Genomic DNA, 24,310 nt, shown 5'->3' on the forward strand with positions numbered 1-24,310 from the left:
ATGGGTTATGGGTTCAGAACTTGCGTAATGTGGATGGTAACCACCCTCAAGTGTTGCATGTGGTGGTTTTAAGCTGAATAGTAAAAATAAACAAACCATGAATAGACAACTGTTTTAATGATTGTTCAGCCAGTTCGTGCCGTCGAGAACGCTCGAACGAACAGGGGTCGCCGAGAGGACTGGCGGATCTTGTGGTTCGAAACCGCCGGAAGGGGCGGCATCAGATGCGACCGATCGTGTGGAATCGGCGGCGGTTAGTTCGGGGTTCGAGTCACGACCGGTGAGTTCTCCGAGGGTTCCACGACCGAACCGCCTAAGCCCGGCCGGGCCAAGGGGTCGACGATGAGCAACGGTGGGAGCGCCGACGCCGGCCGGCGGACGAAGGTCGGCCGGTTGATCGAACGCTACGACCTCGTGGGGATGCCCGAGCGCTTGGAACGCTACTGGCGCGGCGACGGGGTCGAACGCCACAGCCTCCGTGAGTTGGCGACGCTGTTCAACGAACGCCTCGTTCGCGCGGCGATGATCGAGGCGGGCGCGAACCCTCTGGAAGGGGAGGCCGCGAACCGCTACGCGCTGTTGACCGGGGAGGAAGCCACCAGCGGCGCCCGAACCCGCGCCGAGCGTCGCCTCGACCGAGAGGGTGTCGACGTGGCGTCGCTGCGGGAGTCGTTCGTCTCCCACCAGGCGATCCACACCTACCTCACCACCGTCCGCGAACAGGAGTACGAAGCCGAGGCCGCCGGCGTCGAGGACCGGATCGAGACGGTGAACCGGCTCGTGGGCCGGACGCGCTCGGTCGCCGACGACGCCGTGGACGCGCTCGACCGCGCCGACGAGATCGGCGTCGGCGACGCCGACGTGAGCGTCGACGTTCGGGTGACCTGCCGGGACTGTAACGAGCGGTACGACCTCACGACCATGCTCCGCTGCGGCGGCTGTGCGTGTGGGGAGTGATCGGTCGGGAGGAGCCGGACTACCGCTCGCGGAACACCTATATGGCTCTTGACCGACCTTGTACCGATGACCGTTCAGGAGCCCGTCGCCGAGCACGCTCGCCTCTCGGTTCGGAACGTCGGCGGGATCGACGAGACCGAAGTCGAGTTTTCACCGGGCGTGACCGTGTTGGAGGGGCGAAACGCCACCAATCGGACCTCCCTCCTCCAGTCGATCATGGCCGCCTGTGGGAGCGAGCGCGTCTCGATCAAGGGTGACGCCGACTCGGCCTCGGTCACTCTCGACCTCGGGAACGAACAGTACGAGCGCACGCTCGAACGCCGGGACGGCGAGGTCCACAACCGTGGCGACGAGGCCATCGACGATCCCGAACTAGCGACCCAGTTCGCGTTCCTGTTGGAGTCCAACGAGGCCCGGCGGGCGGTCGCCCGCGGCGACGACCTGCGGGAGATCATTATGCGCCCGGTGGACACCGACGACATCCGCCGGGAGATAAGCGAGGCCGAGCAGCGGCGCCGCGAGATCGACGACCGGATCGAGGAGTTGACCGATCGGGCGGAGGATCTGCCGGACCTGCGCGAGCGCCGTGACGCCGTCGACGAGCAGATCGGCGAGACCGAGGAGCGACTGGCCGACCTCGAATCGGAGATCGACGAGGCGGCACTCGAAGCCGAGCGCGAGGAACAGCGTGCGATCGAACAGCGGCTCTCGACGCTCCGGGGACTGCGCGACGACCTCGAGGACGTCCGGTACGACGCCGAAACCGAACGCGAGAGCCTCGAACGACTCCGCGAGGAGCGGGCCGAACTCCGCGAGGAGCGCGAGTCGCTCCCCACCGACGAGGACGACGCCGACTCCATCGACCGGGAGTTGGCTGCCCGCCGCGAACGCCGGTCGTCGCTCGAGGCCAAACTGGGCGAGTTGGATACGGTGATCCAGTTCAACAGCGAACGGCTCGAAGGGTCCCGGGAGGGCGTCCGCGAGGCGCTCGACGGCGAGGGGGGCGACCCGACGAACCGCCTGCTCGAGAACGGTACCGTGGCCTGTTGGACCTGCGGGTCAGCCGTCGAACCCACGGAGATCGAGCGTACGCTCTCCCTGCTCGAAGAACTCCGCGCGCGGACCGCCGACGAGCGTGACGAGGTCGTCGCCGAGATCGATCGACTCGAGGCCGAACGAAGCAGCATCGAACAGCGACGCCGGCGCCGCGAGGAGATCGACCGCCGACTCGACCGGATCGCCGAGGAGATCGACGCCGCCGAGTCGACCCTCGAGGCGCTGACGACGCGCCGCGAGGAACTCGAAGCCGAGATCGAGCGCACCGAGGAGGACGTCGACCGACTCCGCGAGGAGAGCGAGACGGAACTGCTCGACCTCCACGAGGAGGCCGACGAACTCGAACGCGAACTCGGGCGACTCACGGCCGATCGTGACTCCCTCGCCGAGGAGATCGACGCCGCCGAAGCGGCCGCCGAGGAGCACGAGGCAGTCGCCGACGAGCGCGAGCGCCTGACCGAACGACTGGTCGACCTGCGAACCCGGATCGACCGTGTCCAGACCGAGGCGGTCGAGGGGTTCAACGAGCGGATGGAGACGGTCCTCGACCTGCTCGACTACGACAACATCGACCGCGTCTGGATCGAACGGACCGGGACCGGCGACGATTCGACGTTCGACCTCCACGTCGTCCGAAGCTCCGCCGCGGGCGCGGCCTACGAGGACACGGTCGCCCACCTCAGCGAGAGCGAACGGGAGGTCGTGGGGCTGGTGTTCGCGCTGGCGGGCTACCTGACCCACGACGTTCACGAGCGCTGTCCGTTCGTCCTGCTCGACTCGCTGGAGGCCATCGACGCCGACCGGATCGCCGCGTTGGTCGACTATTTCGCTGACTACGGCCAGTTCCTCGTCGTCGCGCTGCTCCCGGGGGACGCCGCCGCCCTCGACGACAGCTACGACCGGATTACCGATATCTGACCGATAAACCTCATAGCGAGATATCGAACGGTCGGGGCTGCGATACATCCGTCTCCCGACGACACCGAAACCGGCGAAGAACCGATTCTCGACGCTCCGTCGTTCTCCCAACGCGAACCGAGACGAGCGGACTACGCGTCCCGAACCTCCGTTACACCCGTACAGTTGTAACGGCCGTTCGGCCGTGAACCGTGGGCACTGTCGACAGGATTATGCGCGCCTGGGCGACAAAGCACCCATGACCGAATCCCCGTTCGACGCCTTCGACGCGATCGACACGCAGATACTGGTCATCCTCTCGGAGGACCCTCGGATGTCCTATCAGAAGCTCTCCCGACGGCTCGCCGAGGAGGGCTACGAGATGAGCGCGGAGGGTGTTCGTCGCCGCGTGACTGACCTGATGGCGGCGACGACGCCGTTCTTCCTGCTCGATCCCGAACAGCTGACCTGGGAGATCGTTCGGATCTCCGTGCGCGCGACCGACGGACCCGGCGACAAGGACGAGGCGTTCGAGCGGATCGCCGAACTGCCGTTCTGGCACGTCACGAAGGGGATCGGCACCTACGACATCTACGGCGTCGGGATGGCGCCGACGCTGGCCCACATCGAGGAGATGGTCTCGGAGATACGGGGCTACGACTGTGTCGATCAGATCGACTTCATCGTCGTGACCGACCGCCGGAGCGATCTGGAGGACTACTACCGACAGGAGATGCGGGAGGACTCCGGCTGAGCCCGGCGAGGGGTATATGTCCCCGGGGCGGGTAGCCGCCGGCCATGACCGATCACGGCTGTAAGGTGTGCCGCGTGCTCGACGAGCGGGGACTCGGCCACCTCGACGCCGAACTCGTGGCGCGCTGGCGCGGCGACGGCGAGGCGCGACTGGGCTACCGACGCCTCGCCGACTGGCTGAACACGACGCTCCTTCGCCGGGAGATGGAGCGAGTCGGCATGGCGACCGGGGGCGGCGAGGCGCGCTCGCGGTACGACCGACTGTCGGACGACGACACCGCCGAGGGCGTGGCCGACCTGCTGCGCCGCGGTGGCGTCGCCGTCGACGACCTCCGTGCCGACTTCGTCTCCTACAGCGTCGTCCGAACCCACCTCCGTGACTGTCTGGGCGAGGAACGCGACCCTGCGCCGCCGTCCGACTGGGAAGCAGACCGGATCCAGGCTCTGGAGGAGTACGCGGCCGACCAAGCCGGGGACGCCGTCAGGTCGCTGGTGAACAAGGGGACTCTCGACGCCGGTGGCGAGGTGTCGCCGTCGGTGTCGGTCACCGTGACGTGTGCGGACTGTGGTGCAACGGTTGCGTTTGCGGACGCTGTCGACGCCGAACGGTTCTGTGACTGCGGGACGTAGTGTCTGCAAAAGCTGTCAGCTCGTTTGCCGCGGGTCGACTGTGCATTCTCCGCCGATAGCGGCAGTCAGAAAACGCCTATGGGCGTTTATTCAGCCCCGTTTGCTTCCGTTTCGATGTTCCATCCAAACCACATGTGAGAGAATAGTTCTCACACGGCGAGCTTCTTCGACCGCGAATCGACCGTGGTGCGAACCGCGTCCAGTGGGTTTCGGCGACGCTGACCGAGCGGCGACGACGGCCACGGAACAGCCGTGTCACTCGTTGGGAGATGGGTTCTGGGAAAACCGAGAGAAGGGGTTGGACGACGTGGAGCGGACCCCGGCTTACCAGATCTGTTCGAGCGCGTCGATGACGTTGCCGCCGAGCACCTTGCGGATCTCCTCGTCGCTGTAGCCGTTGGCGACGAGCCAGCGCGGGATGTTCTGCCACGCTTCGGTGGGGTTCTCCAGTCCGTCGACGTACTCGCTCTCGAGCGTCGACTCGGGCAGTTCCATCCCGTGGAACGACGAGAGCACCCGGAGCAGTTCGGTGTGGTTGCCGTAGAGCACGTCCGGCCCGAACGCGACGTGATCGATGCCGATGAGGTCGACGACGTACTCGAAGTGTTCCATGTACGTCTCGATGTCCGGCAGGTGCGTCGAGGAGAGCAGGCCGACGACCCCGCCGGTGTCGGCGATGGCCTCGAACACCTCGTCGGAGGTTCCGCGGGCGCCCATCCCCGCACCCTGTGCGAGCGCGTGGGTGTCGAAGACGGGCTTCTCGGCCACCTCACACACGTCGAGTGAGGTCTGCGGGCTGGCGTGACTCACCGAGACGGCCATCCCCACGTTGTTCATCCGCTCGACCGCCTTGACGCCGAAGCCGGTCAGGCCGCCGTCGCGCTCGTGGATGTCGCCGCCACCGGTACCGAGCGCGTTGGAGGCGCTGTAGGTGATCCCCATCGAGCGGACGCCCATCCCGTAGAGCTGTTCGATCCGGTCGAGTTCGTTCTCGATCATCGCCGCCGACTCGACACACTGGACGACCGCGAGCTTCCCCTCCTCCCGGGCACGGTGGATGTCGTCGACAGTCCGGCACTGGAAGGCGTAGTCCGAGTGCATGAGGTCACAGGCCCGCATGCTGACCTCGTGGGTGATGTCGTCCCACTTCCACCCGTTGAGCGAGTGGACGCTGGAGAGCCCGTCCAACTGCATGTCGAAGACCGCGTCGAGGCTCGTCTCCGCGAGGAACTCGTAGGCGGTGTGGATCCGCCCCTCACGGATGTAGTCGAACAGGTCCTCGTCGATGTCGTCGGGGAACTGGAAGGCGTGTTCGTGCAGCGAGAGCACGGTGTCATCGGTGAGGTCGTCGACCCGCGCCTCCTCCTCACTGGTGAGTTCGATTTCCCGCGGGGGGAACCCCGCGGTTTTGCTGCTCAGCGGGAACGTCCGGTAGTCCTCGCCGGCTTCGAGGTAGTCGTACGGCTGGTACCCGTCGTACTGCTTGTCGGCACCCATGGTTCTCACAGGAGCCTGACTCGCACTTAGCCGTTTGGGTCGTCACAACATCACACGAAACTCAGCCGTCGAGGCCCGTCCACGCCGCTCCCGCCCGGAGCGCCGTCGCGTCGGCGCCGCGCGGGGCGATGAACTGGAGCCCGACTGGGAGTTCGTCGACGGTGCCACAGGGGACGCTGACGGCGGGGTGGCCGGTGACGTTGAACGGCCCGGTGTTCGACAGCGCGCCGAACAGGTCGTCGACGGCCTCGTCCCAGGTCGGCGCCAGCTTCGGCACCGTCGGCGACGCGAGTACGTCCACCTCCGCGAGCGCGCCGTCGACGCCGGCCGCGACGCGCCGGCGGGCCTCGTGAGCCAGCGCGTAGGCGGCGTCGCCGTCGGTCGCGGTCCGGTGTTCGGCGTAGAGCATCGCGGCCTGGAGCGACGCGCCGAGTTCCGGTTCACCCGCGACACGCGCTTCCTGCAGTCGCGCGGCGAGTTCGGGGTCGCCCGGCGAGAACGACCAGTAGTTCGTGGCGTTCGACGCGAGGTAGTTCCCCACCTCGGTCATGCCGATCCCGAGCCACGCCGGCAGCCAGTAGTCGTAGTCGGTGATCGACACCGAGCGAACACTCGCGCCGGCGGCCTCCAGTTCGTCGACGGCCTCGCGGACCACCTCGTCCAGATCGGGGGCCTTCCCGAACAGTTCCTCGGGGAGACCGATCGTCAGAGCCGCCGGGTCGGCGTCGGCGACGCTGGCGGCGTACTCCTCGGCCTCGTGCCCGCAGGTGCGCTCGTCGCGCGGGTCCGGACCGGCGACGGCGTCGAGACCCAGCGCGAGGTTCTCGACGCTCGGGGCGAGGAAACCGACGTTGTCCAGCGTCTTCGCGTACTGGACGAACCCGTCGTGGCTCACCAGCCCGCGGGTCGGCTTGATCCCCGGCACGCCGGACCACGCGGCGGGGAACCGGATCGAGCCGCCGGTGTCGCTCCCGATGGCGAGGTCCACCTCCCCCGTCGCGGCGACGACGCCGCTGCCCGCCGAGGAACTCCCGGGCTGACGCTCCGGGTCGCGGGGGTTCCGCGCGAGTCGGAAGCGCAGGCTCTCCCGGCTGCCGCCGAAGGCGAACTCGTCCATGTTGGTCTTGCCGGTGATCCGGGCCCCCGCATCGAGCAGTCGGTCCACGACGGTCGCATCGCGTGCCGGGACGAACGCCGGGTCTGTCAACAGCGGGGAGCCACAGGTCATCGGCACGCCGGCGACGGCGACGTTGTCCTTCACCCCGACGGTCAGCCCGTCGAGCGGCCCGCCGACGCCATCGCGCGCCACGTCACAGCGGGTCAGCCACCCCCCGAGTTCGTCCTCCTCGGGGTCCGGGTCCCAGTAGTCCCGTTCCGGCGGGTCGTCCAGAACGAGCGCGTCGAGGGCGTCGAGGACGGCGTCCTGTTCGGCGAACTGCTCGGCGAGCGCCGCCGCCTCGTCGCCGTCGATCGACAGCGAGAGTCGCTCTGCGTACTGTCTGAGGGCCGCTGGATTGGGTGTGTGCTGTGGTGGCATACGGTTCCCAGTTCGGTGGGGCCGCCTTCAACGTAGCGCCGGGTCCGGCACCGTTTGCCGGTATTGTGGGATGTGGCACCGGTACACAAGCTATTTCCCAACCCGGTCGAGAGTTGAGTCCGAAGGTAATGTACGCAGACATCAACGGGGCCGACCTCTACTACGAGGTCCACGGCCCGGACGACGCGCCCGCGATCGTGTCACTGCACGGCGGGCCGGGTATCAGCGACCACCAGAAGGGGAAGGAAGCGTTCGAGGCGCTCACCGACGCCTACCGGCTGGTGGTGTACGACCACCGGGGCTGTGGCCAGTCGAGCCTGACCGAGCCCTACTCGAACGCACAGTACGCGAAGGACTGTCACGGACTGATCGAGCACCTCGACCTCGACGACGTGGTGCTGATCGGCGGCTCCTACGGCGGCTTCATCACTCAGGAGTACGCCACCCGATTCAGCGACGAGGACCGGTTCAACGGCTTCGTCCTCCGGGACACCGCCGCCTCCCACGCCTACGAGGACAACTCCGTGGAGAACGCCCGGGAGTCGTGGGACGACATGAAGGCCCGACACTTCGACCTCCCCGACATCACGTGGGAGGAGTTCATGACGGTCATGGACGGCAACGTCGAGTCCGACGCGGAGTTCGAGCGCATCTGGCTCGGCATGCTGCCGCTGTACGCCCCGAACCTCGACGAGTTCGACGAGGCGGGCGCCAAGAAATCCACCGCCGAGCGCGACTTCCACCACGAGACCCACAACGAGATGTTCACCAACGCCTACCCGAACATGGACTACACCGACGACCTGCCGGACGTAGACGCCCCCGGGCTGGTCACGGTCGGCCGCCACGACTGGATCACGCCGCCGGAGGCCAGCGTCGAGATCGCCGACCTCCTGCCCGACTCGCGGCTGGTGATCTTCGAGAAGAGCGGCCACTCGCCGAACCTCGACCAACACGACCAGTACATCGACCGGGTCCGGGAGTTCTTCGACGAGATCGGGTTCGGCGACCCCTACGCCGAGGCGAAAACTGCCTCTGCCGACGGGGGTGAGCGGCGATGACCGAGACCAGCGATCCGGACGTGATGAACCTCGCCGACGCGCTCTCCGTTTCTTGGCGCCCCGGCACGCCCCGACGGCTGACCTACGTCGAGCGCGAGCGCGGCGAGGACACCGTCTACGACTACCGATTCGACATCGACGCCTCCGAGCGCGTGAAGGCGTTCGACGAGCGCATCTCCGGGCGCTGGGGCCAAGTCGACTGGTGCCCCGAGGGGCGCCACCTGCTCTACACCCGCGGCGGCGACGTCCGCGTCCTCGACACCGAGACCGGCGAGGAGTCGACGCCGGCGCCGAGTGAGTCCTTCGACAACGCGCCGCGGTTCTCCCCCGACGGCGACCGGATCGCGTTCGTCTCCGGCCGCGGCGACGCCGGCAACGACATCTGGGTCGTCGACCGCGACGGCTCGAACCTCGAACGGATCACCGAGGGCGCGAACCCCCACGACGACAAGCGCTGGGAGCCCTCGTGGTCGCCGGAGGGCGACCGGATCGCCTTCGTCGGCGCCGCCGACTGGCACGGCCGCGACTGGGCCGACGAGGCCCACGTCGTCCACGTCGGTACGGGCGAGGTCGACCGGCTCACCCGCGGACTGAGCGTGACCGCGGTTCCCTCGTGGTCGCCGTCGGGCGACAAGGTCGCGTTCTTCGCGAAGGAGGTCGCGGAGCCGTGGTACCGTCACTCCGAGGACGTGCACGTCCACAACCTCCGGACGGGTAACCGGGAGATCTACCCGGTAGAGGCCTCCCACCAGTACAACGTACAGCAGCCCCTCTGGGACGGCGAGGACCGGCTGTTCTTCCCGACCCGCGAGCGCGGCAAGCAGCAACTCGAAGCGATGTTGCTCCACGACGAGAGCGACGCCCGGGGCATCCCGACCCGTGTGACCGTCCACGACGGCGTCTTCGGCGCCGGCCCGGTGGCGCTCTCGCCCGACGGGGAGTACCTCGGCTTCTCCTACGCCGAGGCGGAGCTACCGCCCCACCCGCGCGCCATCCCGACCGCGGGAGGCCACGAGGAGCAACTCCGCGACCCCGAGGTGCCGGAGGGCGTCATCGTCCCCGAGAACGTCACCTACGAGAGCTTCGACGGCGGCTACGTCAACGGCTACCTCTACAAGCCCGAGGGCGTCACCGAGGACGACCCCGCGCCGACGCTCGTGCAGGTCCACGGCGGCGGCCACTTCCAGTACGGCGACGGCTGGCACCCCATCGAGCAGTACCTCGCGGCCCACGGCTACGTCGTGTTCGCCATCGACTTCCGTGGCTCGGGCGGCTACGGGCGACCGTTCCAGGAGCTCTCCATGGGCGACTGGCACGGCGGGCAGGTCGACGACGCCCGCGAGGCGGCCCGGTACGTGCGCTCACTGCCCTACACGACCGACAGCGTCGGCATCTACGGCGGCTCGTGGGGCGGCTTCATGACGCTCATGAGCATCACGCGCTACCCCGAGGTCTGGGACGCCGGCGTCGAGTGGTACGGCGTCTCGAACCAGTTCACCGACTACGAGGAGGTCGATCGCGTCGGTCGCCTGCTCACCGAGCGGGACATGGGTGGCACCCCCGACGAGCAGGAGGACCTCTACCGCGCGGCCAGCGCGGCGTTCAACCTCGACCGCGTGGAGACGCCGCTGCGCGTGCTCCACGGCGCCGAGGACGAGCGCGTCCCGATCAATCAGGCCGAGGAACTCATCGACGAACTCGACGACGGGCCGGTCCCCTTCGACGCCACCATCTACGAGAACGAGGGTCACGGCTTCCGCGACGAGGCGAACCGCCGCGATTCGGTCGAGCAGACCCGCGCGTGGTTCGACGAGCACCTCTGACCCCGGTTTCGGGCCTTTTTCGGCCGCGGGGTTGGGTTTGTGACCCCCCCTACGGGGGGAGGTATGCTAAGACTTATGGTGGGTGCGTCGAACCCATGTGTTAGAGTCCCATGGTTGATGACAGCCCAGACCCCCAGCAGTTGATAGACCGGCGGTCGATACTCCGATACAGCGTCGTCGGCGGCGCCATCGGCCTCGCCGGCTGTACCGGCGGCGGCGACGGTGACGGCACCGACAGCGCCACCGACGAACCGAGCAGCACCGCCGAGGGGACCCCGCTCTCGACGGAGGAGGACGTCCAGACCGGCGGCCGCCCGGTCGTCGGCCTCGGCGCCGAGCCACAAGCGTTCAACCCGCTCGTGACGTCCGACGCCGACGCGTGGGCCATCATGGACCGCCTCTACCCGTACCCGACGGTCCGTGACCCCGCCGACGTGGACAACACCCACCCGTACGTGTTCAACGACTGGTCGTTCGACCCCGACTCCCTGACCGGCGAGGTCACGCTCACCGAGGGGTTCCAGTGGTCCGACGGCGAGCCGCTGAACGCCGAGGGCGTGGCGTGGTGGTTCCAGTACCTGATGGACAACTCCGGCCACCGCTACGAGTCGAACACCAACCAGATCGCCAGCATCGAAGCCACCGGCGAGTACGAACTCAGCTTCGAACTCGAGGCGTCGACGGCCGCGGTGTTCACGCCCGAGACCGGCGTGTTCGCGGTGCCGCTCCTGCCCGCCCACGTCTGGCAGGAGGTCGACGACTACACCCAGTACTCCCCCGACGAACTCATCGGCGCCCAGGGGTTCGAGTGGTCGGACTCCAGTCCGGGGAACTGGTACGAACTGAACAGCAACCCCGACCTGATGCCCGACGAGATCCACGAGGGTCCCTACGTCGACGGCCTCCGGTTCCGCGTCTTCGGCGACATGACGACGCTGGTCGAGGAGCTCCGCCAGGGGAACGTGGACCTGACGTACAACTCCATCGCCCCCAACCGCGCGTTCCAGCTACAGGACGCCGACTCCGCGAAGGTGTGGAACTCCCGAGCGCGTGGCTACAACTACATCGCCCACAACATGCGCCGGACGCCGTTCGACGACAAGCCGTTCCGGCAGAGCCTGGGGTTCATCTACCCGTTCAACTACCTCCAGAGCCAACTGCGACGGGGCATGACCGAGACCGGCGACTACGTCGCCGCGAAGGTGTACGACCCGTGGCGCCCCGACAGCTTCGACAGCCCCATCCAACACGGCCCCTACATGACCGAGGACGGCCAACTCGACGTGGAGCGGGCCCGTGAGTTCCTCGAGAACGCCGACGGCGAACACGACTACACGTTCGGCTCCGTCGAGTCGCCGCAGGTCACCGGCGACCAGGAGATCCGTGTCGACGGCGAACTGCTGACGGAGGCCCACACGAACAACGCCGGCGACGCCGGCCAGGGGCCGATCAGCCTCGTCATCACGCCGCCGAGTACCGCGCCCGTCGAGGCACAGGCCGGCGCACGGTTCGTCGAGAACCTCAACGAGGTCGGTATCCCGGCGGAGACCGAACCGGTCGCCGAAGGGAGCCAGAACTCCCTCATCTGGGGACAGGAGGACTTCGACATGTGGTCCTCGGGCTGGATCTGGATGCCCAAGCCCCACATGTACATGGGCTTCTGGCTCACCAGCAGCAGCGTCGACGCCGACTCCAGCAGCGACAACGTGAACCTCAACCCGATGGGGTACACGAACGCCGACGACCTCATCTCGGCGGTCCAGACGACCTACGAGCCCGAGGAACAACAGCAGGCCACCAAGGAAGCGCTGGCGCAGGTCTACGAGGACCAGCCCGTGTTGGTGACGGAGTACCCCAACCGGCTCCACGCTTCCTCGAACGCCTACACCGGCTGGGTGAAGCTCCCTGGCGGCATCACGCAGAACCCGTGGACGTACCTGAACGTCCGACAGGCCTGACTCCCCCTCCACCCACTCAATGGTCCAAATAACTGGAAGATATCTCCTCCGGCGGGTGGCGATCAGCGTCCTCACCGTCTACGTGCTGGCGACGCTGCTGTTCGCCCTGATGCACGCCATGCCGGGCAGTCCGATCGACGCGCTGATCGGTCCCGGGATGACGACCGAACAGATCGAGAACATCGAGCAGCGCTTCGGCCTGAACCAACCCATCTGGCTCCAGTACGTCGAGTTCATCACGTCGGTGACGTTCTTCGACTTCGGCTACTCGGTCCAGACGCTGGAACCGGTCCGCGAGCGACTGGTCGAGCGACTGGTGCCGACGATCGTGCTGTTCGCCCCGGCGTTCATGCTGCAGTACTCGCTGGGCACGGTGATCGGGACATACCTCGGCTGGAACCGCGGGTCGAAGACCGACCTCGCGGGGTTCACCACGGGGCTGTTCATGTACTCGATCCCCTTTTTCTGGCTGGCGTGGATCCTCGTGGGGGTGTTCTCCTACGAACTCAACTGGTTCCCCAGCGGCTCGATGGTGCCGCCGTACACCACCAGCTTCGCGTGGTTCGAGGCGGTGTTCAACCTCCTGTTGCACATGACCATTCCCGTGCTCTCGCTCGCGCTGGTGGGCTGGGCCGGGCCGATGCTCATCATGCGGACGACGATGCAGGACGTGGTCGACGCCGACTACGTCGACTTCGCCCGCGCACAGGGGTACGACGAGCCGACCGTGATGACCCGCTTTGGCGCCCGGAACGCGCTGATCCCGGTCGTCACGCAGGCCATCATCGGCATCGCGTTCATGATCGACGGCTCGGTCATCGTCGAGACGGTGTTCTCGTGGCCGGGCATCGGCGAGTTGCTCGTCGACGCCATCTTCGCGAAGGACCTGCCGACGGCGCTGGCGGCGTTCTACACGCTCGGGGTCATCATCATCGTCCTGCGGCTCATCACGGACGTGGTCTACACCATGATCGACCCGCGGATCGAGTTCGGGGGTGAGGCCTGATGGCGGCCGAAACCGCCGACGCCGACACGGAGCCGGGCACGCAAAGCCAACTCCGCGAGCGACTCTACCCCTTCGCCGTCGGCGTCCGACGGACGTGGGACCAGTTCACCGAGTCCCGACTCGGCGTGACGGGGCTGTTCATCATCGCGGCGATCTCCTTCGTGGCGATCTTCGCGCCGTACATCGCCCCGCACCCACTGGAGTGGCAGGCGTTCGGGAACAACCCCACCTTCCAACAGGCCGGGCAGTTGCCCCACCCGCCGGCGTTCGGGGACCCCTTCTTCGCGCCGCTGGGCACCGACAGCCTCGGCCACGGGATCCTCACACAGCTGATCTACGGCTCGCGCACCGCGCTGTTCATCGGGCTGGCCGCGGGGGTCCTCTCCTCGCTGGTCGGCGTGCCGCTGGGCATCATCAGCGGCTTCTACAGCAACACGTGGGTCGACGAGGGGATCCAGCGCGTCGTCGACGTGATGTACGGGCTGCCGTTCCTGCCGCTGGTGATCGTGCTGGTGTTCATCAACGGCGTGACGACGACGAACATCATCCTCGGCATCGTCGCCAAGTCGTGGCTGAACAACGCCATCGTGATCCGTGGACAGGTGCTCTCGCTGTCGAAGCGGCCGTTCATCGAGGCGGCCGAGGCGAGCGGCGCCAGCGACTTCCGCATCATGTGGCGTCACATCCTGCCGAACGTCCTGCCGCTGGGGTTCATCTACCTCGCACAGGACGCCGCCTTCGCCATCCTGATCCAAGCGAGCCTCGCGTTCCTGGGGCTGGCGGACTTCACGCAGGTCTCCTGGGGCACGATGCTCCAGTGGATACAGGTGGAAGGCTACATCTACACGGCGCCGTGGTGGCTCATCCCGCCGGGGCTGATGATCGCCCTGCTGGCGGCGTCGTTCTACTTCATCGGCTACAGCCTCGAAGACGTGATGAACCCCGGAGGTAACTCATGAGCAGCGCGACGACACCCACGACGCCCGACGAACCGGACGACGAGACGGTCCTCGAAGTCGAGGACCTCTCGATCACCTACCGCATGGACGACGAGGCCGACGTACACGCGGTGCAGAACGTGAGCTTCTCCATCGAGGCGGGCACGACGTTCGGCCTCGTCGGCGAGTCCGGCTGTGGGAAGACCACCGCCGCCCGCTCGCTGATCGGGCTGCTGGACGACAACGGCGAGGTCACCGGCGGCTCGGTCCGGAAGGACGGCCGTGACCTCACCGAGGTGTCCGACGACGAACTGCGCGCGGCGCGCTGGGACGAGATCGCGACGATCCCCCAGAACGTGATGAACGCGCTCAACCCCGTCGAGACGGTCGGCTCACAGATCCTCGACGTGATCCAACTCCACACCGACCGGAGCCAGGACGAGGCCAAGACCCACGCCGAGGACCTCTTCGAGCAGGTCGGCCTCACCCCCGACCGGCTGAACGACTACCCCCACGAGTTCTCCGGCGGCATGCTCCAGCGCGCGGTCATCGCGATGGCGATGTCCTGCGATCCGGACCTCATCATCGCCGACGAGCCGACGACGGCGCTGGACGTGGTCGTGCAGGACGAGATCCTCTCGGAACTCGCGGAACTGCAGGCCGAGATGGGCGTGGCGGTGCTGGTGATCAGCCACGACATCGGCGTGATGGCCGAGATCTGTGACGACGTTGGCGTGATGTACGCCGGCGAACTCATGGAGGTCGGCACCGCCGAGGAGGTGTTCACCGACCCCTCGAACCCCTACACGATGGGGCTGGCGAACTCCTTCCCGGATATCACCGACCCGGACCGCGACCTCGTGGACATCCCCGGGACCGCCCCGGAGCTGAAGGGCGAACACACCGGCTGCCCGTTCGTCGAGCGCTGTCCGTTCGCGACCGAGGAGTGCGAGAGCTACCGGCCCGAACTCGCCGCCGTCGACGACGGCGCCGACCCGAACGCCGCCGGGAGCGACGCCGACGGCCACCGCTCGCGCTGTCACTACGTCGACGACGTGGAGCGCCTGCGCGAGGACGCCGCCGACCCCGAGACGTGGGGCGGCATCGCCGGCGGCGGCGACGCCGTCGAACCCGGCGACGAGACGGTGTTCGCCGCCGACGGCGTGAAGAAGTACTTCGACGCCGAGTCGGGGCTGCTCGACTCCATCCTCGGTCGGGAGCCGACGCCGGTGAAAGCAGTCGACGGCGTCTCCTTCGACGTGAAGGAGGGCGAAATATTCGGTATCGTCGGCGAGTCCGGTTGCGGGAAGTCGACGCTGGGCCGGACGATGCTGAACCTCCACCAGCCGACGGAGGGAACGATGTCCCTCGACGGCGAGGCCATCGGCGACATCCCCAACGAGGAGTTCCGCCGGGCCGCACAGGTCATCTTCCAGGACCCCTTCGAGAGCCTGAACCCGCGGATGACGATCCAGCAGACGCTGACGGAGCCGTTGGCGCTGCTCGACGACGACCTGACCTACACCGAGCGGATCGAGGTCGCACGGGCGACGCTCGAAGAGGTGGGCCTCTCGCCGGCCGAGGAGTACCTGAGTCGGTTCCCGGACCAACTCAGCGGCGGTGAGCGCCAGCGTGTCTCCATCGCGCGGGCGCTGGTCGTCGACCCGCGCTTCCTCCTCGCCGACGAGCCGGTGTCGATGCTCGACGTGAGCATCCGGGCGAGCGTGCTCAACATCCTCCGGCGACTCCGGCGGGACGAGGGGCTGACGCTGTCGATCATCAGCCACGACCTCAGCCTGATCCGGAACGTCAGCGACCGGACCGGCGTGATGTACCTCGGCGAGTTCGTCGAGACCGGCGACACCGACCGGATCGTGGAGGACCCGAAACACCCATACACGAAGGCGCTGGTCGACTCCGTTCCCGTGCCGGACCCGACGGTCGAGCGCGAACCGGCGGAGATCGGCGGCGACCCACCGTCGCCGCGCGATCCGCCGTCGGGCTGTCGGTTCCACACCCGTTGTCCGGCCGTGATCCCGCCGGCGGAGTTCGAGTTCGCCGACGGGCGGTTCCGCGAACTGATGGACCTGCGGCAGGCCATCGACGCCGGCACGGTGCGGGTCGCCCGCGCCCGGCAGGACAGCGCCGACCCGGACGACCCCGCGTCGGTCGCCGATGCGATCAAGGCCCGGCGCTTCGACGGCGAGTTCGTCGACCCCGAGGCCGAGTCGGTCGTCGACGACGCCCTGACGGCGCTCGCCGACGGCGACGACGGGGCGGCGGCCGACCGGCTGGAAGACGCGTTCACGACGCCGTGTGAACTGGACCGGCCGGAGCTGGTCGAGTTCGAGGACGGGCGACAGGTCGCCTGTCACCTGTACGACTAAGGCGCGGTGACGGTCGGCGGCATCCGTGTGCGACTACGGCGCGGCCCGCCGCCGCGCCGACACCGTTATGTGGCACCGAGCCACGTGATTACTCGATGACTGCGAACGCTTCGAACCCACTGAGTCGACTCATCGCTGCCGGCGGCCAGAAACTGTTCCTCGTGACGCTGAGCGTCGCCGCCCTGTTGGCCGCGCTGGGGTTCTCCTTCGCCGTGTTCGGCGCGTTCTCGGGGCTGCTGGCGTCGACGTTCGACCAGCTCATGGTGATCGCCGTCGGCGTCGGCCTCATCGGCGTCTCCGGCGTCGTCGGCTACTCGGCGCTCAACTGAGGCGCCGACTCAGACACGTGCCGGTGCCGGCGCGCCGAGATATCGGAAAGTTTCCGCGTTCGAACTCGTTGCGAGCGATCGGCGACAGCCGCGCTACCAGACCGTTTCGAGCACTCGCAGCGTGTTTCCGCCGGTGACCTTGCGGATCTCCTCGTCGCTGTAGCCTTCACGGACGAGCCACCGGACGATGTTGTGCCACGCCTCGGTGGGGTTCTCCATCCCCTCGACGTAGTCGAACTCGATTTCCTGCCAGTCGGGGTACTTGTCGTAGTTCTTCCCCATGTACTTGTGCAGGCCGACGTGGTCGCCGTACAGCGTGTCCGGGCCGAACGAGACGTGGTCGATGCCGACCAGCTCCTCGACGTACTGGAAGTGGTCCATCACCGACTCGATCGTGTGTTTCGGGTGGTCCGGGGAGGCGACGTTGTGTGGTGCGCTCTGGATCCCGATGACGCCGCCGGTGTCCGCGACGGCCTCGAGCACCTCGTCTTCGTCGAGACGGGTGATGTCGAGCAGTTCCCGTGCGCCGTTGTGAGAGAGCATCACCGGGTCCGTACTCGCCTCGCAGGTGTCGAGCGTCGTCTGCCTGCTCGCGTGGCTCGGGTCGATCAGGATGCCGAGTTTGTTCATCCGTTCGACGGCGTCCTCGCCGAAGCTCGTCAGCCCCCCGTCGCTGTCCTCGTCGTTGATCCCCGTTCCGAGGGCGTTCGACTCGCTGTAGGTGATGCCCAACGCACGGACCCCGAGCCCGTAGAGGACGTCGAGTCGATCGATCTCGTTCTCGATCATCATGCAGCCCTCGATGCTCGGGACGATGGCGACCTGCCCGTTCTCGTGGGCCGCACGGATGTCGTCGACGCTCCCGGCGCGGACCACGAAATCCTGTTTCGCGATGTCAGCAGCCCTGATCCCGAGGTCGTGAACGACCTCCGAGAACTTCCAGCCGTTCTTCGAGTGCATCCGGAGCACGCCGTCGAGGTGCCAGTCGAACACCGCGTCGAGGTTCGACGCCGCCAACGCGTGGTAGGCGGTCATCGCCCGCCCCTGCCGGCAGTAGTCGTCGATCTCCTCGATGTTCTCGGGGAAGTAGAACGCGTGTTCGTGCAGCGAGACGACCGTCTCCTCCGCCCCGAGGCGCTCGGCGCGTGCCGCCTCGTCGTCGTCCAGCGGGATGCTGTACGGTTCCCCGAAGAAGTGTGGGTCCGCTTGCGTCGCGAACGCCTCGTAGTCCTCGCCGGCCTCGAGGTAGTCGTACGGCTCGTACCCGTCGTACTGCTTTCGCGTAACCATGGGTTACGCTATTACGCCACATGAATAGTTCTTCCGAGCGTGTCGTGGGCTACACCCCCGAGCAGACGCCCCGCTCCCAGTCGCTGACGAGTCGGTGACGGTGACCGGGTCCGGGAGATGGGAACTCGCGAGCGTCGGCGGCCGTCCGATCGAACAGAATCACCGTTCCGCTCAGCAGAACGTATAAGTTGGCGCCGTGGCACTGGGGAACTGACCCATGCCGGACGGCTCACCTTCCCTGAAGTCCGTCGAGCGCTCGTTCCGAATCTTGGAGTTCATCCGGGACAACGAACCCGTCTCGCTCACGCGGGTGTCCGAGAGCCTCGACGTTCCGAAGAGCACCATGCACCGCCACCTCTCGACGCTCGTGTCGGCCGGCTATCTGGTGCGGGAGGACGGGATCTACCGCCTCTCCTTCGAGTTCCTCAGTTACGCCAACCGGATCCAACTGCGTGACCCGGCGTACCCGATGATCAAACGAAAGGTCCGTGACCTCGCCGAGGAGTCCGAGGAGTTCGTCCAGTTCAGCACCGACGAGGAGGACCGCCTGGTGTACCTGTTCAAGGAGACGGGCCGGAACGGGCTGTTCTCGCGGTCGGACGCACGAACGTTCCGGCCGCTCCACTCGACCGCCGGTGGGAAGGCGATCCTTTCGACGTGGCCACGGGAGGCCGTCGAGACGTACATCGACCGGAGCGAACTCGAAGGGATCACCGAGAACACGATCACCGACCCGGACGCGCTGTTCGACGAACTGGATCTGGTCCGGGACCGCGGCTACGCAGTCAACAACGAGGAGACCGTCGAGGGCCTCGGTGCCCTCTCCGTCCCGATCGAGAACACGGACGACGGCGTCGTCGGCGCGCTGGGGATCTCGGGCCCGGTCAACCGCGTCGGCAGCGGTAACGAGGAGTACGCGGAGCTCCTCCTCGACGCGAAGAAGGAAGTGGAACTGAACATCCGATTGCTGTAGCAGCGCCGCGGATCACCGTTTATCGGGATATCTGTTCCGTATATCGAAACTATTCCCGGGTATGGAGTGGGTGGTAGCTTACCGTTACAACAGTACGACTGTAACGGTAGTCTCTGACTTCCCCGTTAGCAGAACAATAATTCCGGATCAGTACACGACATGTGTCTGCGATAACACCACGTCGAAGCCGCCTGTTCGGCGCCGAGCGCGTCAGAGATGGATGGATGCCGGGCCGGTAGGTAGCTCACGTCCACCGGATGTGGCCGAAAAGTTTCGCCTCAAGCCCGAAAACCCGGAAAATATGGGTCGCAGCGGTATCGTCGTTCGCCGCTCGACAGCCACTGCCCCCGTTCCGCTCTCCGGAACCGGCTACCGAATGGCGGGCCGACCGACAGGAGTCCCGGTTAGGGGAGCCGTCGGCGTGCCTGTCGGAGTTCGTGGACGGTGTCGTTCTGGGCCCGTTTCATCTGTACCTCCAAGAACCGGCGCTCGTCGCCGTCGAGGCGGGCGAACTCGTGTGCCGGATCGTACCGCGGAACGGGGTCCCGACTCGTCGCCGGGTCCTGTTCGAACTGGCCGTCCTCGACGAGGTAGAGTCGGGTCAGCGTCCGCGAAAGCTCGGTGATGGCGTTGTTCGCGACCGAGGGCGGGATGTCGCCGGCTTCGGCGCGCTCCCGGAAGGACTCGATCGCCTCGCGGAGTTCGGCGAGTTCGTCGATGGTCGGTCCGAAGTCGAACGCGTCGCCGGCGACCTCGTCGTACTCTTCGACCACGTCGATCAGCCGGTCGGCGTAGCGGGTGTGATCGAACGGCAGTAGCTCAGCGTTGAGGACCCGGAGGATGCTGACCGCGTAGATGCGGATGTCCCGCAGGAGTTCGTCCTTCCCGGCTTTGTCGAGCGTGTCGGTCGAGACGTGCCACGCATCGGAGTTGCCGCCGCAGCCGCCGACGGGGTGGTAGCCGCGCTCGTCCCTGATCTCCTTCGGGATGTTCGACCCCAGCATGAAGAACCCGGTCACGCCGATGTTGTCGAACGAGTAGTCGCCCGCACGCGGCGGGAACTGCTCCGCGGAGGGGATCCCCGCCACGTCGTCGATGGTGTCGGTCACCAACCCGTGTGCCTCGGGCGTCCAACAGGACATGTCGGTGTACTCGGCGGAGTCCTTCGCCCCCGGGCTGTCCATGTTCACCTGTGCGACACAGCGTTCGGCGATCTCGACGGCGTGCTCGTCGGTGTACCACGTCGACCCGGCGTAGCGGCCCGTCGAGTGTGCGGGCCACCAACAGATCCTGATGTCGCGTTTCAGTTTGTCGGCGTGTTCGTTGAACACCCGGGCGAGTTCGAGCATCCCGGCGTCGCCGGTGGCGTTGTCGGTGATCCCGACGTACCACGAGTCGTAGTGACCGTGCAGCAGGAGGAAGTCGTCGTTGTCGGGATCGGCCTTCCCCTCGATGCGCGCCTCGACGATGGGACACGCCATCCAGTCCGTCGTAAGCTCCGTCGAGAGTTCGAGTTCCAACCCCTCCTCGCTCTCGGCCCAGTCCCGCAGGATCCCGCCGTCGTGTTTCGTGACGTTGGCGATGGGTACGTCCGGGATCCGCTCCCGTTCGTCGTAGGGGGGTGCCCCGCCCCAGACCGGCGTCGCGATGCCGTCGTGTGGCTCGCGGCGGTGTTCGTGGATGGCGATGACGCCACCCGCACCCTTCTCCTCGAGCACCGTCGTGGCGCCGATGGAGAAGCTCCCGCCGTCGACGAGCGCGATCCGCCCCTCGAGGTCGTCCAGTTCGGCGAAGGGTTCGCGTGGCCCCTCGACCCCGTCGTCGACGAGGTCGCTGCTCGCTGTCCCGACGTACTCGACTTCCGCCTGGACCGTCGTCGACGCCGAGAAGCCGACGGTCTTGACGATCCCGGGTTCGAACGTCTTGTTGATCGTCCGGATCGTCGCGTCGTGTGGTTGGCTGATGTAGAGTTCGGGGTCGAACCGTTGGTGCTCGACGCCCAGTGCGTCGAGCCGACCGGTCATGTACTCGGCCGCGCGGCGCTCGTCCTCGGTGCCCGAGAGCCGGTTCAGTTCCGCGAACTCCTCCAGCAGGTTCCACGGTTCCTCGATATCGATCGTGTCGAAGATCTCTCGTTCCTCCTCGGTCAGGGCGCTCCTGTCGGTGGTTGCCTCGCTCATGCGGACGGAGGTTGCGAATCGAACTATATGAACGCTTGCATGGTGGTAACTATCAAGCTGAACCGGCGAAACGCTTATCGCGCTGGTTTCCACTGGTGTAGGCGTGATAACGAGTGTCAATACCGTCGCGCGGGAGATCCCCTACGCCGACGCGTTCCCGACGTCCTACGACGACCCCAGCCCGACCCAACACGTGTTCGTTCGAGTGCGAACGGCGGACGCGACCGGCTACGGCGAAGGTTCGGCGCTGAAGTGGTTTACGGGGGACACCGCCGAGACGATGGCGTCCATCGTCCGGTCGGAGTTCGCCCCAGCTATCGACGGCAAGTCCGTCCCCGCGGCCCTCGGGGCCTGCCGTGATCTGGCGGCCCGACTGCCGGGGAATCCGGGGGCGAGTGCCGCCGTCGAGATGGCGCTGCTCGACCTCCGCGCGAAACAGATCGGGGTACCGGTCCGGGACCTCCTCGGACAGCCCCGTCGGGACTCGATCCCGCTGGCGTTCGCTTCGGGCGCGCTCCCGGCGGAGACGGTCGCGGCGAACGTCGCCGACGCGTTCGAAGCGGGGTTCCGAACGTTCAAGATCAAAGTCGACGGCGACCTCGACGGCGACGCCGCGCGGATCAACGCGGTGACGCGGGAGTTGGCGGACCGAGCCGACCCCGGGGAGGCGTTCGTCAGGGCCGACGCCAACACGGGGTGGGAGTCCTACGAGCGGGCGGTTCGGGCCGTCGACCGCATCGACCGGCAAGCGTTCATCGAGTACTACGAACAGCCGGTAGCGGCCGACGCCGTGGGTGATCTGCGTTCGCTGCGCACCGGACGCGGGGTACCGGTGTTCGCCGACGAGGCGATCCACGGTGTCGAGGAGGTCCGTGAACTCACCCGCGAGCCGTCGGCCGTGTCGGGGTTCTGTGCGAAACTCGCGAAGGCGGGCTCGCTGGTCGACATCGTCCGGATGGGGGAGCTCGCGGCCGACGCCGACCTCCCGGTGACGCTCGTCAGCGCGTTCGAGACATCCCTCGGCGTGGCGGCGAACCTCCACATCGCGTCGGTGCTCCCGACGCTCTCCTCGGCGGCGGAGCTCGGCGGGAACCTCATCGAAGAAGACCCGGTCGACCGACCGATCGCACGGCAGCCGGACGTCGCGGTCCCGGAGGGTCCGGGGCTCGGTGTCGAACTCGACGACGGCCTGTTCGACTGAGCCCTCGGGCCCCAGGAGCGTTCAGTTCGGAAGCTGGTCTCGCAGCCGCGACAGTTCGAACACCGCGTCGTTCTGCGCTCGCTGCAGTTCGACCTGCAGGAACCGGTACTCGTCGTCGTCCTCGTCGTACAGCTCGAACATCGACGTGTTCTCGTAGCGGGGGTACGGCGGCCGGTTGTACGCCGGGTCCTGCTCGAACTGGCCGTCGCTGACGAAGTTGAGCCGAGTGAGCGTGCGCGAGAGCGTCTTGATCGTCTCGTTCGCGGTTGTCGGATCGACCTCGCCGGCGTCGACGGCGTCGTGGAACGCCTCGACCGCGTCGCCGACCTCCTCCAGCGCGTCGAGCGTGGGCCCGAAGTCGAACGCGTCGCCCGCGAGGTCGTCGTAGTCCGCGACGATGGACTGGTGGCGCTCGACGTTCCGCGCGTGGTCGTGCGGGAGCACGTCCGAGCGGAGCAGCCGCGAGACAAGCACCGCGTACATCCGGATGTCCCGGACGAGTTCGGGTTTGCCCGCCTTGTCGAGGGTGTCGGTGCTGAGGTGCCAGGCGTCGGCGTTGCCGCCACAGCCGCCGACGGTGTGCCAGCGCATGGTCTCCCGCACGTCCGCGGGGATGTTCGAGGAGAGCGTGAACGCCCCGGAGAGGCCGAGGTTGTTGAACGAGTAGTCGCCCGCGCGTCGGGGGCGGTTCTCGCTGTAGGGCGCCCCAGTCGCGTCCTCGATGGCCGAGGCGACGACGCCGTGCATCTCCGGCATCCAGCAGGCCATATCCACGTACTCAGTCGAGCCCTTCGCGCCCGGGCTGTCCATGTCCACGTGGGCGACACAGTCCTCAACGAGGTCGGTGGCGAACTCGTCGGCGTACCACGTCGAGCCGGCGTAGCGCCCCGTCGAGTGTCCGGGCCACCACGCGACGCGCAGGTCCCGCTTCAGGTCGTCGGCGTGCTCGTCGAAGACGCGGGCGAGTTCGAGCAGCCCGGCGTCGCCGGTCGCGTTGTCGGCGATGCCGACGCCCCACGAGTCGTAGTGGCCGTGCAGCAGCACGAAGTCGTCGTTGTCGGGGTCGGCGTCGCCGGCCTCGATGCGCGCCTCGACGATGGGGCACGCCATCCAGTCCGTCGTCACGTCGGTTTCGAGGGTGACCTCGTGGGTCGCCTCGGCGTCGGCGTACGACCGGAGTTCGTCGCCGTCCGGCCGAGTGACGTTGGCGATGGGGACGTCGGGGATCCGCTCCCGTTCGTCGTAGGGCGGTGCGCCCCCCCAGACCGAACTCGCGATCCCGTCGTGGGGTTCGCGTTCGTTCTCGTGGATGGCGATGACGCCCGCGGCACCCTTCTCTTCGAGCACCCGGGTCGCGCGGATCGAGAGGCTCCCCGCGGCGGTGAGGGCGATCTTCCCGCTCAGGTCGTCCACGTCGGCGTACGGCCGCGTGATGTTCACCGCGTGGTACTGGCTGTCGTCGTCGTTCCCCACGTCGCTCTGCTCGGCTTCGCCGACGTACACGAGCTCACCCGTCACCGTCGTCGCCGCCGAAAACGCGACCGTCTTCACCGGGCCCGGTTCGAAGACGCCGTCGTCGACGGTTATCGACGCGCTGTGTGGTTGGCTGATGTAGAGTTCGGGGTCGTAGCGTTCGTACTCGACGCCGAACGCCTCGAGCCGGTCGGTCAGGTACCGCGCGGCGCGGCGTTCGTCCTCGGTACCCGAGACGCGCACCAGTTCCGCGAACTCCTCGAGGAGCGCCCACGGTTCGTCTATCGATACGGACTCCGTGAGTTCTGACTCGTAGGAGTCCAGCGGCTTCTCGCTGGGGGGCTGCTGAGACATCGTCTTGGTA

At 67.1% G+C, this 24,310-nt stretch carries 18 protein-coding genes; 13 read left to right on the forward strand and 5 right to left on the reverse strand.

The features are described from left to right. Positions 1-342: 342 nt before the first annotated feature. The 4 genes from rdfA (NO998_RS06100) to rdfA (NO998_RS06115) all read left to right on the forward strand — a co-directional run bounded on the left by rdfA (NO998_RS06100) (position 343) and on the right by rdfA (NO998_RS06115) (position 4,293). Positions 343-957 carry a rod-determining factor RdfA gene (gene rdfA / locus NO998_RS06100; protein WP_267646202.1) on the forward strand — a complete coding sequence of 205 codons (615 nt, stop codon included), beginning with the start codon at positions 343-345 and terminating at the stop codon, positions 955-957. 66 nt (positions 958-1,023) lie between these two features. Next, complete coding sequence (locus NO998_RS06105; protein ID WP_267646203.1) at positions 1,024-2,931, forward strand: archaea-specific SMC-related protein; 1,908 nt, start codon at positions 1,024-1,026, stop codon at positions 2,929-2,931. Between the two features lie 238 nt (positions 2,932-3,169). Then, the gene (locus tag NO998_RS06110; protein ID WP_267646204.1) at positions 3,170-3,664 is read left to right on the forward strand and encodes an Lrp/AsnC family transcriptional regulator; all 495 of its coding nucleotides are present in this window, start codon (positions 3,170-3,172) and stop codon (positions 3,662-3,664) included. Between the two features lie 44 nt (positions 3,665-3,708). Beyond that, on the forward strand, positions 3,709-4,293 hold the full coding sequence (gene rdfA / locus NO998_RS06115; protein WP_267646206.1) for a rod-determining factor RdfA: 585 nt from the start codon (positions 3,709-3,711) through the stop codon (positions 4,291-4,293). Positions 4,294-4,617: 324 nt separating this feature from the next. Here rdfA (NO998_RS06115) and NO998_RS06120 read toward each other — a convergent pair whose 3' ends face one another. Both NO998_RS06120 and NO998_RS06125 read right to left on the reverse strand, forming a co-directional pair. Next, the gene (locus NO998_RS06120) at positions 4,618-5,790 is read right to left on the reverse strand and encodes a dipeptidase (RefSeq protein WP_267646208.1); all 1,173 of its coding nucleotides are present in this window, start codon (positions 5,788-5,790) and stop codon (positions 4,618-4,620) included. 61 nt (positions 5,791-5,851) lie between these two features. Continuing rightward, a complete protein-coding gene (locus tag NO998_RS06125; protein WP_267646209.1) occupies positions 5,852-7,327 on the reverse strand; it encodes an amidase in 1,476 nt (491 codons plus the stop codon). Positions 7,328-7,455: 128 nt separating this feature from the next. On the opposite strand from NO998_RS06125, the gene NO998_RS06130 reads away from it, so the two are divergent. From NO998_RS06130 to NO998_RS06160, 7 genes are all read left to right on the forward strand, one after another. After that, positions 7,456-8,388, forward strand: a complete 933-nt coding sequence (locus NO998_RS06130) for an alpha/beta fold hydrolase (RefSeq protein ID WP_267646210.1) — start codon at positions 7,456-7,458, stop codon at positions 8,386-8,388. Beyond that, complete coding sequence (locus NO998_RS06135) at positions 8,385-10,211, forward strand: S9 family peptidase (protein WP_267646211.1); 1,827 nt, start codon at positions 8,385-8,387, stop codon at positions 10,209-10,211. Before NO998_RS06130 ends, NO998_RS06135 begins: the two co-directional genes overlap by 4 nt. Before the next feature lie 110 nt (positions 10,212-10,321). Further along, positions 10,322-12,169, forward strand: a complete 1,848-nt coding sequence (locus tag NO998_RS06140; RefSeq protein ID WP_267646212.1) for an ABC transporter substrate-binding protein — start codon at positions 10,322-10,324, stop codon at positions 12,167-12,169. Positions 12,170-12,188: 19 nt separating this feature from the next. Continuing rightward, positions 12,189-13,175 (forward strand): ABC transporter permease, encoded by a 987-nt coding sequence (locus tag NO998_RS06145; RefSeq protein ID WP_267646213.1) that lies wholly within the window; start codon positions 12,189-12,191, stop codon positions 13,173-13,175. Then, entirely contained in the window at positions 13,175-14,134 is a 960-nt protein-coding gene (locus NO998_RS06150) for an ABC transporter permease (RefSeq protein WP_267646214.1), read from the forward strand. The genes NO998_RS06145 and NO998_RS06150 overlap by 1 nt, the downstream gene beginning before the upstream one ends. Next, a complete protein-coding gene (locus tag NO998_RS06155; RefSeq protein ID WP_267646215.1) occupies positions 14,131-16,500 on the forward strand; it encodes a dipeptide ABC transporter ATP-binding protein in 2,370 nt (789 codons plus the stop codon). The genes NO998_RS06150 and NO998_RS06155 overlap by 4 nt, the downstream gene beginning before the upstream one ends. 95 nt (positions 16,501-16,595) lie before the next feature. After that, positions 16,596-16,829 (forward strand): hypothetical protein, encoded by a 234-nt coding sequence (locus NO998_RS06160; RefSeq protein WP_267646216.1) that lies wholly within the window; start codon positions 16,596-16,598, stop codon positions 16,827-16,829. A gap of 93 nt (positions 16,830-16,922) precedes the next feature. Here NO998_RS06160 and NO998_RS06165 read toward each other — a convergent pair whose 3' ends face one another. Further along, positions 16,923-18,119, reverse strand: a complete 1,197-nt coding sequence (locus NO998_RS06165) for a dipeptidase (protein ID WP_267646217.1) — start codon at positions 18,117-18,119, stop codon at positions 16,923-16,925. Between the two features lie 217 nt (positions 18,120-18,336). Between NO998_RS06165 and NO998_RS06170 the strand changes: the two genes are divergently transcribed. Continuing rightward, positions 18,337-19,092, forward strand: a complete 756-nt coding sequence (locus NO998_RS06170) for an IclR family transcriptional regulator (RefSeq protein WP_267646218.1) — start codon at positions 18,337-18,339, stop codon at positions 19,090-19,092. Positions 19,093-19,496: 404 nt separating this feature from the next. Here the strand turns inward: NO998_RS06170 and NO998_RS06175 are convergent, their stop codons facing one another. After that, positions 19,497-21,272 (reverse strand): M28 family peptidase, encoded by a 1,776-nt coding sequence (locus NO998_RS06175; protein ID WP_267646219.1) that lies wholly within the window; start codon positions 21,270-21,272, stop codon positions 19,497-19,499. Positions 21,273-21,375: 103 nt separating this feature from the next. Here NO998_RS06175 and NO998_RS06180 point away from each other — a divergent pair, with 103 nt between their 5' ends. Next, the gene (locus NO998_RS06180) at positions 21,376-22,473 is read left to right on the forward strand and encodes a mandelate racemase/muconate lactonizing enzyme family protein (protein WP_267646220.1); all 1,098 of its coding nucleotides are present in this window, start codon (positions 21,376-21,378) and stop codon (positions 22,471-22,473) included. Positions 22,474-22,494: 21 nt separating this feature from the next. Here the strand turns inward: NO998_RS06180 and NO998_RS06185 are convergent, their stop codons facing one another. Next, positions 22,495-24,300, reverse strand: a complete 1,806-nt coding sequence (locus NO998_RS06185) for a M28 family peptidase (RefSeq protein WP_267646221.1) — start codon at positions 24,298-24,300, stop codon at positions 22,495-22,497. Between the last annotated feature and the right edge of the window lie 10 nt (positions 24,301-24,310).

Source organism: Halolamina litorea (assembly GCF_026616205.1).
Classification (GTDB): Archaea; Halobacteriota; Halobacteria; order Halobacteriales; family Haloferacaceae; genus Halolamina; species Halolamina litorea.